Here is a 14934-nt window from a genome sequence, read left to right on the forward strand (position 1 = left end):
CATGCACTGGCACCGCTGGCGCACCCGCCACCAAGTCCGAGCCCGAACCAGCCACTACCGCACCCGCGCTGCCCGCGCTCACTCACCGTGAAACCGCCGGCTGTAGTACTAGGTACTTCGGCTGCTCGAGGCCGTTGCTCGCCAGCGGGGGCGGGGTCCTCATCTTGAAGCATTCTTCGGTTGCATGTACTTCGCGGCTATGCGGCCAGCTGAGGTCATCCACCTTCGGATCGATCAATGCCACTTGCCTAAGACGGGATGGGGGATGCTGAACCTCTCGGGCGGGGTTGTCACGTCTGGCAAGGACTGGACCGACGACGGTGAGGTGCACGAGGTGCACTCGCTCAAGCGTCGTGCGGCAAGCGCGACGCGGCCTGTTCCCATCCCACCGCAGTTCGTGCGCATGCTGCGTGCCCATGTGAATCGGTTCGACGTGGCATCTGACGGTCGGCTCTTCCGGAACCAGGCTGGTAACTACGTGGACGCTGCCGCCTACGGCATCACGTGGGCACGGGCCCGGGAATATGCCCTGACTCGTACTGAGCGCTCTTCTCGCCTGGCCAAGCGGCCTTACGATCTCCGGCATGCCGGGATCTCGTTCTGGCTCTACTCCGGAGTGGACCCGGCCGAGTGCGCCCGCCGCGCCGGCCAGAGCATCGAGGTTCTCTTCCGCCACTACGCCAAGTTCCTTGACGGCCTTCGAGAGCAGGCGAACCGTCTCATCGAGCAGTCCATGAACGAGTGGCAGCGCGTCAGTCAAGGTGACGTACCCGAGCGCTGAACCAGGGTTTGGTCCGTGACTGGTCCGGAGGCACTGGTCAGGAGGGGTGCAGTCGTGGGAGGAATTGGGAGTTAGCGCGCAAGCCGGGCTCGGTCGAGGGTGGCCTGAGCGAAAGGCGCCTGACGGTTGAAAGCCCTGGTCAGGCGCCTTTCTTGGTGTGTCTAGAAGAATCCCAGCTTCTTCGGCGAGTACGACACCAGAAGATTCTTGGTCTGCTGGTAGTGCTCCAGCATCATCTTGTGGTTCTCGCGGCCGATCCCCGACTGCTTGTAGCCGCCGAACGCCGCGTGCGCCGGGTACGCGTGGTAGCAGTTCGTCCACACCCGGCCCGCCTGGATCGCGCGGCCCGCGCGGTACGCGGTGTTGGTGTCGCGGGTCCAGACGCCCGCGCCGAGGCCGTACAGCGTGTCGTTGGCGAGCTTGATCGCGTCGTCGAAGTCGTCGAACGACGTCACCGACACCACCGGGCCGAAGATCTCCTCCTGGAAGATCCGCATACGGTTGTCACCCTCGAAGACGGTCGGCTGGACGTAGTAGCCGCCCTTCAACTCGCCATCGCACTCGACGCGTTCGCCGCCCGTGAGGATCTTCGCGCCCTCCTGCCGGCCGATGTCCAGATAGGAGAGGATCTTCTCCAGTTGGTCGTTGGAGGCCTGCGCGCCGATCATCGTGTCGGTGTCGAGAGGGTGGCCCGGCTTGATCTGCTGGGTGCGGGCGACCGCCGCCGCCATGAACTCGGCGTAGTGGCCGCGCTGGACGAGGGCCCGGGACGGGCAGGTGCAGACCTCGCCCTGGTTGAGCGCGAACATCGTGAAGCCTTCGAGGGCCTTGTCCCGGAAGTCGTCGTCGTGCGCCCAGACGTCGTCGAAGAAGATGTTCGGGGACTTGCCGCCCAGTTCCAGGGTGACCGGCTTGATGTTCTCCGAGGCGTACTGCATGATCAGCCGCCCGGTGGTGGTCTCCCCGGTGAACGCCACCTTCGCCACCCGCGGGCTGGACGCCAGCGGCTTGCCCGCTTCCACACCGAAGCCGTTGACGATGTTCACCACGCCCGGCGGCAGCAGGTCCGCGATCAGACTCATCCAGTAGTGGATGGAGGCGGGGGTCTGTTCGGCCGGCTTGATGACGACGGCGTTGCCGGCGGCCAGGGCGGGCGCGAGTTTCCATGTCGCCATCAGGATCGGGAAGTTCCACGGGATGATCTGGGCCACGACCCCGAGCGGCTCATGGAAGTGGTACGCCACCGTGTCGTCGTCGATCTCGCCCAGCGAACCCTCCTGCGCGCGGATCGCCCCCGCGAAGTAGCGGAAGTGGTCGATGGCGAGCGGGATGTCCGCGGCCAGCGTCTCCCGCACCGGCTTGCCGTTCTCCCAGCTCTCCGCGACCGCGAGCGGTTCGAGGTAGGCCTCCATCCGGTCGGCGATCTTGAGGAGGATGTCGGAACGCTCCGTCACCGACGTACGGCCCCAGCCCGGCGCTGCCGCGTGCGCCGCGTCCAGCGCCCGCTCCACGTCCTCGGCGGTGCCCCGCGCGACCTCGGTAAACGGCTGTCCGTTCACCGGCGACGGATTCTCGAAGTACTGCCCCCGGGCCGGCGGCACGTACTCGCCGCCGATGAAGTGGTCGTAGCGCGCCTGATAGGAGACGATCGCACCCTCGGTGCCGGGTGCCGCGTAACGGGTCATGGTGGCCTGCCTCCTCGCAGATGCGCTGCCCGCCGTTGGGCAGCTCCGGCGCGCAGGCTAGAGAAGCGAACGTTGCCCCCACGTTGCACCGCAGGTCAGCGCGCGGGCACCGCCAACTCGGACTCCAGCGCGGTCAACCGGCTCCGTACGACCGCCGTCGGCCGGACCGCCGCGAGGGCCCGCCACACCTCGATGTCGTCGTCGCCCCACGGAGCGTGTGCCCAGTCCGCGAGCAGATCGGGGTCACGGTGCGCGATCAGCGCTGCCCGCAGACCGTCCGCCAGCCGCTGCCTGAGCAGTACGACCGCGGGCGCCTGCGAAGCGGGCAGCAGCGGACCCGGGTACGCGGTCATGGCCGCCGCCACCGCCTCCGCCTCCAACCGCCGCTCGACGACGGTCGCGTCGCACTCGACCGGAGCGGTCAGCCGGTACGGCCGGGAGGCGAGCAGGCCCGGGCCCAGCAGCCGCCGCAGCCGGGTCAGTTCGGCCCGCAGTGTCACCGGTGTCACCGACTCGTTCTCGTAGAGCGCGCACAGCAGCTCGTCGCCGGTCAGCCCCTCCGGGTGGCGGGACAGCAGCACCAGCAGCTCGCTGTGCCGGCGGCCGAGCCTGATCCGCCGGCCATCCAGGCGGAGTTCGGCCTCGTCACGGCCGAGCGCCGTCAGCGCGGGCGCCGCGTCGGCGGGCGTGGGCGGATCCAGCAGCGCCAGCTGCGACTCGGCGGCCCGCGCCACCGCCTGGACGAAGCCCAGGCTGTGCGGATGCGCCAGCCGGTCGCCACCGGTGATGTCGACGGCGCCCAGCAGCCGCCCGGTGCGTGGATCGTGCACCGGTGCAGCCGCGCACGTCCACGGCTGCACCCGGCGGATGAAGTGCTCCGCCGCGAACACCTGCACCGGACGGTCCACGGCCACCGCCGTCCCCGGCGCGTTGGTGCCGACCGCGGTCTCCGACCAGCGCGCGCCCGGCACGAAGTTCATCCGGTCCGCCCGGCGCCGGGTCGCCGGATCCCCCTCCACCCACAGCAGTCTGCCGTCCGCGTCGCACACCGCCAGCAGATGCTCGCCGTCCGCCGCGAACGTGCCCATCAGCTCACGTACCAGCGGCATCACCCTGGCCAGCGGATGCTCCGCCCGATAGGCCCCGAGATCGCCGTCCGTCAGCTCCACCCGCGCCGCACCGTCCGGTCCTACCCCGGCCCGTGACGAACGCCGCCACGACTCGGCCACCACCGACCGCACCGGGCGCGGCACGGTACCCACCGTGGTGAACGTCTCATGCGCCCGCCGCAGCACCCGGACGCGCTCGGCAGGGTCGGCGCCCGGCTCCAGGGCCACCCACGGATCGGTCAACTCGGCCTCCCCGGACGGCGATGCGGCTGGGGACATCGTCACTCGGGGTGTCCGCGCCGACAACCGTTTCGACCACTCTCACTCGCTCTCACTCCGAGGACTGGCCGACCAGTCTCATGTAGCGGGCCCAGTCCCAGTGCGTGCCCGGATCGGTGTGGTCGGTCCCCGGCACCTCGACATGGCCGATGATGTGGTCGCGGTCCTTCGGGATGCCGTATCTGTCGCAGATCGACGCCGTCAACCGTGCCGACTCCGCGTACAGGGCGTCGGTGAAGTACTCGGGCTTGTTCACCCAACCCTCGTGCTCGATGCCGACACTGCGTGTGTTGTAGTCCCAGTTCCCCGCGTGCCAGGCGACATCCGACTCCCGGACGCACTGCGCCACATGGCCGTCGGCCGAACGCACCAGATAGTGCGCGGAAACCCGCTTCTTCGGGTTCTGGAAGATGGACAGCGTGCCGGCGTACGACTGCTGTGTGACATGGATGATCACCCGGTCGATGTCGTACTCGTCGGGACGCTGGGCCGACGTGCGGTTCTCACCGCTCGCCGCCTGCCACTCGGCCTTCGGATAGTCGACGACTCCGGTCTGCGCGCCGGCGCGGCTCTCGGGGAGCAGCGCGTACGGGAGGGCGGCGAGGGCCGCACCCTTCAGGAGCAGTCGCCTGCTGGGGAGCGGTCGTGCCCTGTCCATGGATGAGGTGCCTTTCGGAAGCGTGCCTGAAGCATGGGGGAGTCGTGGTCAGCGGCGCAGGGCCGCGGCCGACTCGCGCAGCCGCGCGTGCAGTCCGCGGTAAGTCTCGCGCGCGGGCAACCACTCCTTGCGGAGCTTGGCCGCACACGTGTAGTTGGTGTCGCACACGTTGGCCAACGGCGATTCCACCGTCTGAGTGGCGTACTGGTAGGCGTCCATTTCGGCGAACCCGTAGTCGCGCACCAGCCACTGCACCAGGTCGAGCTGGGATATTCGGAAGGCGTCCTCCAGGGGGCGCGCCGACCCCGTCGAGACGATGTGCGTGTCCGACTCCAGCCGGGGCCACGGCGTCGCGAGCCCCTTCAGGAGCTCGACGATCACCACGGTGTTCATCGCGCACTCGACGGCCACGCCGCAGCTCTCGCCCTCGCCCTGCCGGGCGTGCCCGTCGCCGAGACTGAGCAGCGCCCCCGCGATCTCGAAGACCCCGAGGACCGTCCCGAAACGCGCCGAGGCTCGCACCCCAGATACCCGGTGACGGCTATGACGGCGGCACCGGCGAGCGACCACGGCCACCACAGATCCGCCGGCCAGGAGGCCCACTCGTCATGCAGGGTGCCCGCCGCGGTGAACCCGAGCTGGAGCAGCAGCAACGGCGGTACCAGCGCCTCCACGAACACATGGCCCCAGCCGACCAGGAACCCCACGGCCGGACGCAGTCCCCGCGCCGCATACGTGGCCACGGAGCCCGCCGCCGGTAATTCCCGAGCCGGCTCGGCCACACACGACGCGGTGAACAGGCAGGCCACCAGAGCGATTACCACCGCCAGCGGCAGACTGCCCCCGGCGAAGGCCGCCCCTGACGGAATGGACGCGGCGACAGCGGCGGCAGGCGCCATCGCCGTGATGCTCTGGAACAGAACCTCCCGCAACCCGACCGCGTCCCGTCGCAGCCCTGCGGTCACCTCTCCGGCCATACACACCCCCCGACGTGCGTGAACTCATCGGTCCCACGGACCGCCTCGCGTGAATCACGGTACGGCGCTTGCGGGTTGGGCAGAAGGGCGCCGAGTGATTCCGTGGACGGGGCGGCGGTTGTGGAAAACCTTGCCACCCGAACGGGTGAGGCAAGAAGCGCGGGCGCCCGGCCGGCCGCGGACAGCCGCTGGTCGGACGGGCCTCGGACCGGTGGGGAAGCCAGCCCTCAGACCGGTTGGTCAGTCGGCCCTCAGACCCGTTCCGCCACCTTCGCCGGATCGTCCAGTACGGCACGGACCACCGAGTGGGCGGCGCCCAGCAGGGGGCCCTGAGGGCCGAGTCGGGAGACGGTGACCGGGCAGGCCGGGCCGGTGGTGCGGTCGGCCAGTTCGGTCATCAGGGACGGGAGGAGCCACGGGGCGAGGCCGGCCAGGGCGCCGCCGAGGACCACCGACTCGGGGTCGAGGAGGTTGACGGCGCCGGTCAGCGCGATGCCCAGGGCCGTACCGGCGTCGTGCAGGGCGCGCCGTACCCCCTTGTGGTCCTCGCCAGCCTGCTGCGCGAGCAGGCCCACCGCGTCCTCACGGGGTTCGAGACCGGCCGCGCGCAGCACCGCCTCCTCACCGGCGTACTGCTCCAGGCACCCGCGTCCGCCGCAGGCGCAGCGCGGCCCGTCGGGGTGGACCGGCACATGGCCGAGCTCGCCCGCGAAACCCCGCTTCCCGCGCAGCAGCTGGCCGTCCACGACGACCGCGGCGCCGATACCGATCTCCGCGGAGACATGCAGGAAATCCGGTGGGGTGGCGTCACCGAGCCACAGCTCCGCCAGGGCACCGAAGTTGGCCTCGTTGTCGACCGTCAGCGGGAGGTCCGCGGGCAGCAGCGCGCCGAGGTCGGTGTCGTGCCAGTCGAGGTTCGGGGCGTGGACGACCGTGTGCCCGTCACGGGCCACCAGGCCGGGAACGGCGACCGCGAGACCGGCAGGCCACAGACCGTCCCGTTCCGCCTCGGCCACCACCCGCCGGACCAGCGCGGTCAGGTCCTCGAGCACCGGCCGTGGATCCCGGCCCCGGTTCGTGCCGTGCCGTACGGCGCGTGTGCGTATCTCGCCGCGCAGATCCACCGCGCACACGGCGAGATGGTCGACCCCGACCTCCGCGCCGATACCGGCCGGCCCGCGCCCGCTCACCGCGAGCGCGGAACCCGGCCGTCCGACGCGGCTGGGCCGCTCGGGGCCCAGCTCCTCCAGGAGGCCCCAGCGGATCAGCTCGTCCACCAGGGTCGACACCGCCGCCCTGGTCAGACCGATGCGCGAGGCGACCGCGGCCCGCGACAGCGAACCCTCGTCACTGACCGCGTGCATCACGCGCGCGAGGTTGCGCCGGCGCATGCCCTGCTGGGTGTCCGGCAGGGCGCGGCCGGTCGCCGTGGGGCGGGCCTCGTGCAGCGGTGCGGTCATGCCTCCATCAATCCTCAGTCCCCTGGAAAGTTCCCCGGGCGGTCCTGCGACCGGCGTCCCGCCCGGTCAGCGGTCCTCCGGTGCCCGCTCCAGCAGTGGGGCCGCGTCGGAGAGTACCCCGGAGATCCTGTCCAGCGTCGCCGCGTCCCGCTCCACCGCGTCCAGCACCGGCCCCGCGGCCGTGTTCCAGCGCCGTGCCACCGCCGCCGGGTCCTCGCCGGTCAGCAGCCCGGCCGCCTGCGCGGCGGCGCCGAGGGCGACCAGCTCCTTCGCCTCGGGCACCTGCACCGGGCGCCCCGACAGCCGCCGTACCGTCTCCTGCCAGGCCCGGCCCCGGGCGCCGCCGCCGATCAGCAGCAGCGGCGTGGTCCGGTCGGCGTCCTCGTCGAGCACCAGGTCCAGGGCGCCGAGCAGGGCGTGCACGGCGCCGTCATAGGCGGCCTGCAGGAGCTGACCGGCGGTGGTGTCATGGCGCAGGCCGTGCAGCAGACCGGAGGCGTTCGGCAGGTTCGGGGTGCGCTCGCCGTCCAGGTACGGCAGCAGGGTGACCGAGGTGCCGGGCTCGACGGCCTCGCGGTCCAGGCCGAGCAGCGCCGCGACCCAGTCGACCGCCAGGGTGCAGTTCAGCGTGCAGGCGAGCGGCAGCCAGTCGCCGTGCGCGTCGGCGAAGCCCGCCACGGTACCGGTGGGGTCGGCGGGACGGTATTTCGAGACCGCGTACACCGTGCCCGACGTGCCGAGGCTCAGCACCGGGGTGCCCGGACGCAGCCCGAGCCCCAGCGCCGCCGCCGCGTTGTCGCCCGTACCGGGCGCGACCAGGGTGCCCTTGGAGAACGGCAGCTCGTGGCTGTCCCGCACGGTGCCGGCGACCTCGCCGGGGCGGACCATCCGGGGCAGGAACGCCGGGTCCAGGCCCACGTGCGCAAGAGTCTCCTCGTCGTACGCCTCGGTCGCCGACGCCCACCAGCCGGTGCCGGACGCGTCACCGCGGTCGGTCGTGCCCTGCCCGGTGAGGCGCTCGGTGAGGTAGTCGTGGGGGAGTCGTACGGCCCTGGTCGCGCGGACCGCCTCCGGCTCGTGCTCCGCCAGCCAGGCCCACTTGGTGACCGTGAACGAGGCGCCAGGAACACTGCCGGTGCGCTCCGCCCAGGCCTTCGGGCCGCCCAGCTCCTCGATCAGCCGCCGCGCCTGGGGCGCCGAACGGACGTCGTTCCACAGCATGGCCGGCCGCACCGGCTCGCCCCGCTCGTCCAGCGTGACCAGACCGTGCTGCTGCCCGCCGATCGACACGGCAGCCGCCTCGTGCGCCGCGTCCCCGCACTGGCGCAGCGCCTCGCACAGCGCGTCCCACCACTGACGCGGATCGCTCTCCCGGCCCGCGCCGGAGGACACGGTGTGCGGCGCCTGACCGCTCGCCACCACCTGGCCGGTGGACGCGTCGACCACCAGCGCCTTGGTGGACTGGGTGGACGTGTCCACGCCGACGACGAGCGGACCCTCGGCTGCTGACATCGGGCTCTCCCTTTTCCGCGGCTCGCGGTTGACCTGCAGTTTTCCCGGTTCGTCGGGGTGTCGCGACCCGGATTTCGTCCCTCGGGGCCATGGTGACCCTTCCCAGGGATGCGTCGGCATACTAATTTGTAAACGGCCATGACGAAATAGCCGGCAGACAGCCAGCAGCACAGTCACCAAGCAAGGAGTCGCGGCATGAGCTTCCAGCCCACCCCCGAGGACAGGTTCACCTTCGGCCTGTGGACCGTCGGCTGGCAGGGAAGGGACCCGTTCGGTGACGCCACCCGCCGCGCCCTCGACCCGGTCGAGACGGTGCAGCGCCTGTCCGAACTGGGCGCCTACGGTGTGACGTTCCATGACGACGACCTGATCCCCTTCGGGTCCTCCGACACCGAGCGCGAATCGCACATCAAGCGCTTCCGCCAGGCCCTCGACGCGACCGGCATGACCGTGCCGATGGCCACCACCAACCTCTTCACCCACCCGGTCTTCAAGGACGGCGCGTTCACCGCGAACGACCGTGACGTCCGCCGCTACGCCCTGCGCAAGACCATCCGCAACATCGACCTGGCCGCCGAGCTGGGCGCGAAGACGTACGTCGCCTGGGGCGGCCGCGAGGGCGCCGAGTCCGGCGCGGCCAAGGATGTGCGCGTCGCTCTCGACCGCATGAAGGAGGCCTTCGACCTCCTCGGCGAGTACGTCACCTCCCAGGGCTACGACCTGCGCTTCGCCATCGAGCCCAAGCCGAACGAGCCCCGCGGCGACATCCTGCTCCCCACCGTCGGTCACGCGCTCGCGTTCATCGAGCGCCTGGAGCGCCCCGAGCTGTACGGCGTCAACCCCGAGGTGGGCCACGAGCAGATGGCCGGCCTGAACTTCCCGCACGGCATCGCCCAGGCGCTGTGGGCGGGCAAGCTCTTCCACATCGACCTCAACGGCCAGTCCGGCATCAAGTACGACCAGGACCTGCGCTTCGGCGCCGGCGACCTGCGCGCCGCATTCTGGCTCGTCGACCTCCTGGAGAGCGCCGGCTACGAGGGGCCCAAGCACTTCGACTTCAAGCCGCCGCGGACCGAGGATCTCGACGGTGTGTGGGCCTCCGCCGCCGGCTGCATGCGCAACTACCTGATCCTCAAGGAGCGCACGGCCGCCTTCCGCGCGGACCCGGAGGTCCAGGAGGCCCTGCGCGCCTCCCGTCTGGACCAGCTGGCCCAGCCGACGGCCGCGGACGGCCTCCAGGCGCTCCTCGCCGACCGCACGGCCTTCGAGGAGTTCGACGCGGACTCGGTTGCCGCGCGCGGCATGGCCTTCGAGCAGCTCGACCAGCTGGCGATGGACCACCTGCTGGGCGCCCGGGGCTGAACGCCTACGCGCGCGTGGGGGCCGCTCTCGGAGCGAACGCCCGCACGCGCGCGTGTCGTTGCCGGTACCCGCTCGACCGGTTCGCGAGGGAAATGCTCCGGAATCGTGCGGTCCGTTGCATGAGTCCGTATCAACTCCCACGTGGGGCTCGCAGGATGACCGGTGCGCGGTGACTCTTGGCGGTATGGCCATGCCACCCGTACCGCCACGCCCGCCCGGCCCGCCGAACGGCCCCCCGCCTCCGGACGGGGGCTACGACCCGCCTCCGTACGGAGGTTTCGGACCACCGTCGGGAGAGGGCTTCGGAAAGCCTTCGGACGACGGACACGACCGGCGTCCGCATGGCGGCTCCGGGGCGCCCGCACACGACGGCTACGACCCGTCCACGCAGGGTGGCTTCGGCGCTCCGCCCGGGGACTACGACCCGCCCACCGCCGTGGGCTGGACGCCTGCGCAGCCCCCGGAGCCGCCCCGCCCGCGCAGGGGCCCGCTGTTCGCCGTACTGGCCGTGCTGGTGGCCGCCGCGGCCGTCGTTTCCATCGTCCTGATGGCGTCCGGCGGCGACGGCTCACCCGGCGACAAGTCCAACACGAGCAGCCCGAGCGCCTCCGCCTCGTCGCGGCCCTCCTTCAGCCTTCCGACGGAGCTGCCCAGCAGTCTGCCCTCGCGACTGCCGAGCGAACTCCCGTCGGACTGGCCGTCCCAGCTCCCCGGCGAACTACCCAGTGGTCTGGACTCGTTGCTGCCCTCACTGCTGGGGTGAGTCCAGCCGACTACAACTCACTACAGCCCGTCGGGCAAGGGTGGGGGCCGGGACCCAGGCCCAGACCGAGGTAGTCGGGGAGCACCGTGGCGAAGCCGGCCGCAGCGTAGTCAGGGCGGCGGCCTGGCCCCAGACATCCGCCGAGACGGAGGCGACATCGCTCTTGAACAGTTCGGTGCCGTGGGTGAACGACACGCTGCGCAGACGCCGTTCACCGTTGCGCGGCAAGGCCAGCAGCCCGCTCGCGATCGTGACCCGGCCGTCGGGGTCGACCGTGCGGTACACGATCCGGAAGGTGTCCAGGCCGTAGCGGACGGCGCCGGTGTCCCAGGCCCCTTCCTCGTCCCCCGACAGTTCGGCGGCGACCTGCCGGGCGGTCAGCGTCCGCAGGTGCTCGACGGACACGAGCTCGCCTCGCGACACGTCCGCCCCGGCCCTCGTCGGCGCGACGACGGAGGCCCGCGGTGCCCCCGATCCCTGTGCGACCACGGCTGTCGCGCTCCTCGCAGTCAGCGCCACCGACACCGCGGAATCACCAGTATCCTGCTCATTCGCTTCATACCGTGACCGTACGAATCCCCGGTGCCACCGGCCATCCGGCCAACCGGCCTGTGCGAGTGGGGTTTTCCGCAGGACCGGCAATCGTCGTCCGCAGGGCCGGCAACCGGGGAACAGCCCGTCCCCCCCGACAGTCGTCCGGGAGTGACTACGCTGAGAGCGGGACGGCTTCACAACCTGTTCGACTCGGTCTCAGGGACCAGTAGGGGTCGCTCGTCAGGGATGTCTCAGGGTCGCGGTCCGGAACCGCGGGAGGCGCCGGCCCGTTTTCAGATCAGAGAGCGGCAGTGGCCGCGAAGGAGGCGTCGCTGATGTCGAAGAACGCGAAGATCGCCGCAGGAGGTGTGGCGGTCGGGCTCATCCTGCTGATATGGCTGCCCTGGTGGGTGACGTTCCTGATCGTGGTCGGCGTCCCGGTGGCCGCCTACCTCACCCTCGACCCCTCGCAGCGGCGCAGGCTGCGCCGGGTGACACGCAAGGAGATCGGCCGCTGAGCCGCCCGCCCGAGGCCGCGACCCCCTGGCGGGGTGCGGCCCGGGAGGGCTCACAGGGGCCGTACGGCCATCTTGTCGAGTGCCTCGAGGAGGCCGGGGAGCTCGGGACCCCGGCCGACGGGCAGGACCTCGCCGGGCTCGTCGTCGAGGAGCACGAAGGCGATGTCGTCGGTGCGGGCCACCATCGACCAGCCGGGCCCGTCGGCGCGCAGCGTACGGGCGTCGCCCGGAGCGAACGACGAGCGGACCCGGCCCAGCGGCGGAGGCGTGTCCACATAGGCCCGCGCCTCGGTCAGGACGCGCCGGATCCCGCGGTGGCCCTTCGGGGCCGCCTCGCCGTCCTCGGGGGCCTTCTCGGCGGCTTCCGGGGCCTCGTGCGCCGGTGCCGGGAAGTGGTCGTCGCCGATCTGCTCCCGCCAGACCGCCCACTGAAGGGCGATCTCGTCCGCACCCAGCCGTCGCTGCGCCGGGCCCCAGGAGCTGGTGTCCGGCGGGGTCAGCGGGACACGGTTCGCCATCTCGGGGCCGGGGTCGTGCGGGGCGGGCACGTTCGGGGCCGCCACGGCGACCGCGAGCGGCCAGCCGGGCAGGGCGGCGACCACCGTGCGCTCGTCCGGGGAGAGGTCGTGCTCCATGCCGCAGTCCCAGGACGCGATAGCGACGGCGACCAGCGAGACGTCGTCGACGACGACCGTCCAGCGTGCCCCGCCGCCGTCCTGGCCGAGCACCAGGCCGTAGCCGTCGGCCCGCGGCGCCAGCTCCAGTGCCGCGCAGGCCTCCGGGTAGTCGTCGCCCAGCACGCTCGGAAACTGCGCCGGCGTCAGCAGCACCGCTGTGAGCACGTACAGCGCCTCGTCCGCGGCGGCGAGGGCCCCCTCGTCCGTCCCGGCCATGCCTGCCTCCCCAGTCGTTCGTCCAACGGCGCGCACCCTAGTGTGACCGGAAGGCCGTTGTCACGACTGTCACGACCGGCCACCACACGCGGAGCTGCAGTTTTCCACCGGGAAGGGACGAAACGACCTCGGCGGGAGCGAACTTCAGGCGACCGGCAGCCCGAGGAGGTCGCGCGCCACCGTCCGCGGTGACTCGTCGCGCTCCCGCGCCAGCGCGACGACGGCACGGCAGGCCAGTTCGCTCACCCCGAACGACAGCGCCTCCGGCGACACCCAGCCTGCCGCCTCCTCGATCCGGTCCTGGTCGTCCGCCGCGCGCGCCGCGACATAGGCGGCCGCGGCCTCGAACAAGTTGTGCGCACGCCTCTCACGTCGCTCCGGCACCGCCGCGCCCCCGGTGCCACGAAGCCTGTCTGCGTACTTACGCATACGGTCGAACATGCTGGCCACCTTCCCCCTGTCGGCTGTCGCTTGCGAACATTCGTCTTCCTCTACCGAACGTAGGGTTGAAGTCCCGGCGACAGAAGAGGGCACCGACGGGACGCCTCAGCCGGCCTCGGCCTCAAGTGACGCGACGGTGGTGCGCAGCCAGGCGAGTTCGGCGCGGCTCGTGGCGCGCGCGCTCTGCACCGCAGCGCCGTGGGCCTCCGGCGTGGCTCGGATCCTGTCATGCGCACCTTGCTGGAGGGGCTGACGGTCGACCGTGTCTACCTCCAGGGCGAGCTCAGCGGTGAACTCGCCGGGCGGGACCGGCTGGAGGCGTCCGGAGTGCGGGTGGTGACGGTGCCCGGCGCCGGGCACAACATCATGTTCGACCGTCCCGACGCCTTCGCCGCGGCGGTCGTCGGCTAGCCTCCGCGGACCGCCAGCGCGAGGAATCGGGTGTCGTCGTCCGTGTACGAGGCCATGCGCCAGCCCGAATCGGCCAGCAGTGGGCCGAGGTTGCCCTCAGCACGCAGGTCGTCGGCTGTGATCCGCCGTCCCTGGCGCGCCGCCAGAGCGGCCCGGCCGATGGGATGGAACAGGGCGAGGGTGCCGCCGGGTCGGACCACGCGCGCCAACTCCCGGAGATTCTGCGCGGGCCGGGGCAGGTGAGCGATCAGACCCGCGGCGAACACGGCGTCGAGGGACTCCGAGCGCACCGGCAGCGCCGCGACGTCGGCGAGCAGCAACCGCCCGTCACGGTGTCGGCCGGCCCGCACGGCGGCCTGGAGCATCGCCGGGGTCAGATCCATCCCGAGGACCGCGCCCGAGGGCCCCACGGCCGCGCGCAGCGGCGGCAGCGCGCGCCCCGTGCCGCAGCCCGCGTCGAGCACCCGGTCACCCGTGCGCAGCCCCAACTCGGTCACGGCCGCCGCGTACGCGGGACCGTCGTCGGGGAACTTGCTGTCCCAGTCGGCCGCTCGCGCGGTGAAGAACTCCTGGACGTGCGTGTGGTCATCGCTCATGTTCCGCATGTTCCCTCACCGTCAAGGAGGACGACCCTGCGCGCATGTTCGAGCCGGACGCGATCGTTCCGGCACATCTCCGAGTCATATTGCAACACCTTTCGAAATGCGCCCCCTTTGTGCTTCCGTGCCCCCTAGCGTCCCTTGGCCATGGGACACCTGGACCACGCCACCTTCGGCTGGCTGACCCCCGTGCTGTCGTACGTCATGGCCTGCATAGGCGCCGCACTGGGGCTGCGCTGCACCGTCCGCGCGCTCGGCAGCACCGGCCGCTCGCGCCGCAACTGGCTCCTCACCGCCGCCTCCTCGATCGGCACCGGCATCTGGACCATGCACTTCGTCGCCATGCTCGGCTTCGGTGTCAGCGGCACCGACATCCGCTACGACGTGCCGCTGACCATCCTCAGCCTGCTCGTCGCCGTGATCGTGGTCACCGCCGGCGTCTTCGCCGTCGGCTACAGCCGCGACCACAACCGAGCACTTCTGCTGGGCGGGCTCACCACCGGTGTGGGCGTCGCCAGCATGCACTACCTCGGCATGGCGGCCGTCCGGCTGCACGGCGACGTGCACTACGACCCGATGCTTGTCGGGCTCTCCGTGCTCATCGCCGTGGTCGCCGCCACCGCGGCCCTGTGGGCGGCGCTGAACATCAAGTCACCGGTCGCCGTCACCATCGCCTCCCTGGTCATGGGGGCGGCCGTCAGCAGCATGCACTACACCGGAATGTTCGCGGTCAGCGTGCACGTCACGCCCTCCGGCACCCCGCTGCCCGGGGCCACTGCGATGCAGTTCATCTTCCCCCTCGCCGTGGGCCTCGGGTCCTATCTCTTCCTCACCTCGGCCTTTGTCGCACTCTCGCCCACGGCCGGGGAGCGCGAGGCGTCCGCCTCGGCCCAGCGGCCCGTCACGAGCGCCGCACGCTGACCCGGCCCGGCCCCGCGGCGCCCCGACCCAC

General features: G+C 71.5%; 15 protein-coding genes and 2 pseudogenes. 6 read left to right on the forward strand and 11 right to left on the reverse strand.

Features of this window, described 5'->3' with window-relative positions; all coding sequences use genetic code 11:
• Positions 1 to 265 precede the first annotated feature (265 nt).
• Positions 266 to 781: a site-specific integrase gene (locus ABTY98_RS22575; protein WP_352222723.1), complete on the forward strand. Its 516-nt coding sequence runs from the start codon at positions 266 to 268 to the stop codon at positions 779 to 781.
• A 161-nt stretch (positions 782 to 942) separates the two neighbouring features.
• On the opposite strand, the gene exaC is transcribed toward ABTY98_RS22575, so the two are convergent.
• From exaC to xylB, 7 genes and pseudogenes are all read right to left on the reverse strand, one after another.
• Positions 943 to 2466 carry an acetaldehyde dehydrogenase ExaC gene (exaC, locus tag ABTY98_RS22580; RefSeq protein WP_352222724.1) on the reverse strand — a complete coding sequence of 508 codons (1524 nt, stop codon included), beginning with the start codon at positions 2464 to 2466 and terminating at the stop codon, positions 943 to 945.
• Positions 2467 to 2561: 95 nt separating this feature from the next.
• A complete protein-coding gene (locus ABTY98_RS22585) occupies positions 2562 to 3854 on the reverse strand; it encodes a GAF domain-containing protein (RefSeq protein WP_352222725.1) in 1293 nt (430 codons plus the stop codon).
• Positions 3855 to 3906: 52 nt separating this feature from the next.
• Entirely contained in the window at positions 3907 to 4512 is a 606-nt protein-coding gene (locus ABTY98_RS22590) for an N-acetylmuramoyl-L-alanine amidase (RefSeq protein WP_352222726.1), read from the reverse strand.
• 48 nt (positions 4513 to 4560) lie between these two features.
• Positions 4561 to 5004: pseudogene (locus tag ABTY98_RS22595) on the reverse strand (acetamidase/formamidase family protein); the annotation flags it as partial.
• Positions 4902 to 5489, reverse strand: coding sequence for an APC family permease (locus tag ABTY98_RS22600; RefSeq protein ID WP_352222727.1), 588 nt, complete (start codon positions 5487 to 5489; stop codon positions 4902 to 4904). The gene ABTY98_RS22600 and the pseudogene ABTY98_RS22595, both read right to left, overlap by 103 nt.
• 251 nt (positions 5490 to 5740) lie before the next feature.
• Entirely contained in the window at positions 5741 to 6949 is a 1209-nt protein-coding gene (locus ABTY98_RS22605; protein ID WP_352222728.1) for an ROK family protein, read from the reverse strand.
• A gap of 66 nt (positions 6950 to 7015) precedes the next feature.
• On the reverse strand, positions 7016 to 8461 hold the full coding sequence (xylB, locus tag ABTY98_RS22610; protein ID WP_352222729.1) for a xylulokinase: 1446 nt from the start codon (positions 8459 to 8461) through the stop codon (positions 7016 to 7018).
• 195 nt (positions 8462 to 8656) lie between these two features.
• Here xylB and xylA point away from each other — a divergent pair, with 195 nt between their 5' ends.
• Positions 8657 to 9823 (forward strand): xylose isomerase, encoded by a 1167-nt coding sequence (xylA, locus tag ABTY98_RS22615; RefSeq protein ID WP_352222730.1) that lies wholly within the window; start codon positions 8657 to 8659, stop codon positions 9821 to 9823.
• A 184-nt stretch (positions 9824 to 10007) separates the two neighbouring features.
• Positions 10008 to 10586, forward strand: coding sequence for a hypothetical protein (locus ABTY98_RS22620; protein WP_352222731.1), 579 nt, complete (start codon positions 10008 to 10010; stop codon positions 10584 to 10586).
• Here the strand turns inward: ABTY98_RS22620 and ABTY98_RS22625 are convergent.
• Positions 10572 to 10991 (reverse strand): hypothetical protein, encoded by a 420-nt coding sequence (locus ABTY98_RS22625; protein WP_352222732.1) that lies wholly within the window; start codon positions 10989 to 10991, stop codon positions 10572 to 10574. The genes ABTY98_RS22620 and ABTY98_RS22625 overlap by 15 nt on opposite strands.
• 464 nt (positions 10992 to 11455) lie before the next feature.
• On the opposite strand from ABTY98_RS22625, the gene ABTY98_RS22630 reads away from it, so the two are divergent.
• Entirely contained in the window at positions 11456 to 11638 is a 183-nt protein-coding gene (locus tag ABTY98_RS22630; RefSeq protein WP_181809683.1) for a tail-anchor membrane protein, read from the forward strand.
• A gap of 50 nt (positions 11639 to 11688) precedes the next feature.
• Here the strand turns inward: ABTY98_RS22630 and ABTY98_RS22635 are convergent, their stop codons facing one another.
• Together ABTY98_RS22635 and ABTY98_RS22640 are read right to left on the reverse strand one after the other, a co-directional pair.
• A complete protein-coding gene (locus tag ABTY98_RS22635) occupies positions 11689 to 12531 on the reverse strand; it encodes a hypothetical protein (RefSeq protein ID WP_352222734.1) in 843 nt (280 codons plus the stop codon).
• Positions 12532 to 12675: 144 nt separating this feature from the next.
• A complete protein-coding gene (locus tag ABTY98_RS22640) occupies positions 12676 to 12972 on the reverse strand; it encodes a hypothetical protein (RefSeq protein ID WP_352222735.1) in 297 nt (98 codons plus the stop codon).
• 177 nt (positions 12973 to 13149) lie between these two features.
• Here ABTY98_RS22640 and ABTY98_RS22645 point away from each other — a divergent pair.
• A pseudogene (locus ABTY98_RS22645) lies at positions 13150 to 13383 on the forward strand (alpha/beta fold hydrolase); the annotation flags it as partial.
• Here the strand turns inward: ABTY98_RS22645 and ABTY98_RS22650 are convergent.
• A complete protein-coding gene (locus ABTY98_RS22650; RefSeq protein WP_352222736.1) occupies positions 13380 to 13979 on the reverse strand; it encodes a class I SAM-dependent methyltransferase in 600 nt (199 codons plus the stop codon). The pseudogene ABTY98_RS22645 and the gene ABTY98_RS22650 sit on opposite strands and share 4 nt — an antisense overlap.
• Positions 13980 to 14129: 150 nt before the next feature.
• Here ABTY98_RS22650 and ABTY98_RS22655 point away from each other — a divergent pair, with 150 nt between their 5' ends.
• Positions 14130 to 14903, forward strand: coding sequence for an MHYT domain-containing protein (locus ABTY98_RS22655; RefSeq protein WP_352222737.1), 774 nt, complete (start codon positions 14130 to 14132; stop codon positions 14901 to 14903).
• Positions 14904 to 14934: the final 31 nt, after the last annotated feature.

The organism is Streptomyces sp. NPDC096040 (assembly GCF_040303265.1).
Classification (GTDB): domain Bacteria; phylum Actinomycetota; class Actinomycetes; order Streptomycetales; family Streptomycetaceae; genus Streptomyces.

What these genes read in the sequence shown, in the direction of transcription:
- ABTY98_RS22575 (WP_352222723.1), top strand. Translation starts at nt 266, where the DNA reads ATGCTGAACCTCTCGGGCGGGGTTGTCACGTCTGGCAAGGACTGGACC.
- exaC (WP_352222724.1), bottom strand. Translation starts at nt 2,466, where the DNA reads ATGACCCGTTACGCGGCACCCGGCACCGAGGGTGCGATCGTCTCCTAT.
- ABTY98_RS22585 (WP_352222725.1), bottom strand. Translation starts at nt 3,854, where the DNA reads ATGTCCCCAGCCGCATCGCCGTCCGGGGAGGCCGAGTTGACCGATCCG.
- ABTY98_RS22590 (WP_352222726.1), bottom strand. Translation starts at nt 4,512, where the DNA reads ATGGACAGGGCACGACCGCTCCCCAGCAGGCGACTGCTCCTGAAGGGT.
- ABTY98_RS22600 (WP_352222727.1), bottom strand. Translation starts at nt 5,489, where the DNA reads ATGGCCGGAGAGGTGACCGCAGGGCTGCGACGGGACGCGGTCGGGTTG.
- ABTY98_RS22605 (WP_352222728.1), bottom strand. Translation starts at nt 6,949, where the DNA reads ATGACCGCACCGCTGCACGAGGCCCGCCCCACGGCGACCGGCCGCGCC.
- xylB (WP_352222729.1), bottom strand. Translation starts at nt 8,461, where the DNA reads ATGTCAGCAGCCGAGGGTCCGCTCGTCGTCGGCGTGGACACGTCCACC.
- xylA (WP_352222730.1), top strand. Translation starts at nt 8,657, where the DNA reads ATGAGCTTCCAGCCCACCCCCGAGGACAGGTTCACCTTCGGCCTGTGG.
- ABTY98_RS22620 (WP_352222731.1), top strand. Translation starts at nt 10,008, where the DNA reads ATGGCCATGCCACCCGTACCGCCACGCCCGCCCGGCCCGCCGAACGGC.
- ABTY98_RS22630 (WP_181809683.1), top strand. Translation starts at nt 11,456, where the DNA reads ATGTCGAAGAACGCGAAGATCGCCGCAGGAGGTGTGGCGGTCGGGCTC.
- ABTY98_RS22635 (WP_352222734.1), bottom strand. Translation starts at nt 12,531, where the DNA reads ATGGCCGGGACGGACGAGGGGGCCCTCGCCGCCGCGGACGAGGCGCTG.
- ABTY98_RS22640 (WP_352222735.1), bottom strand. Translation starts at nt 12,972, where the DNA reads ATGTTCGACCGTATGCGTAAGTACGCAGACAGGCTTCGTGGCACCGGG.
- ABTY98_RS22650 (WP_352222736.1), bottom strand. Translation starts at nt 13,979, where the DNA reads ATGAGCGATGACCACACGCACGTCCAGGAGTTCTTCACCGCGCGAGCG.
- ABTY98_RS22655 (WP_352222737.1), top strand. Translation starts at nt 14,130, where the DNA reads ATGGGACACCTGGACCACGCCACCTTCGGCTGGCTGACCCCCGTGCTG.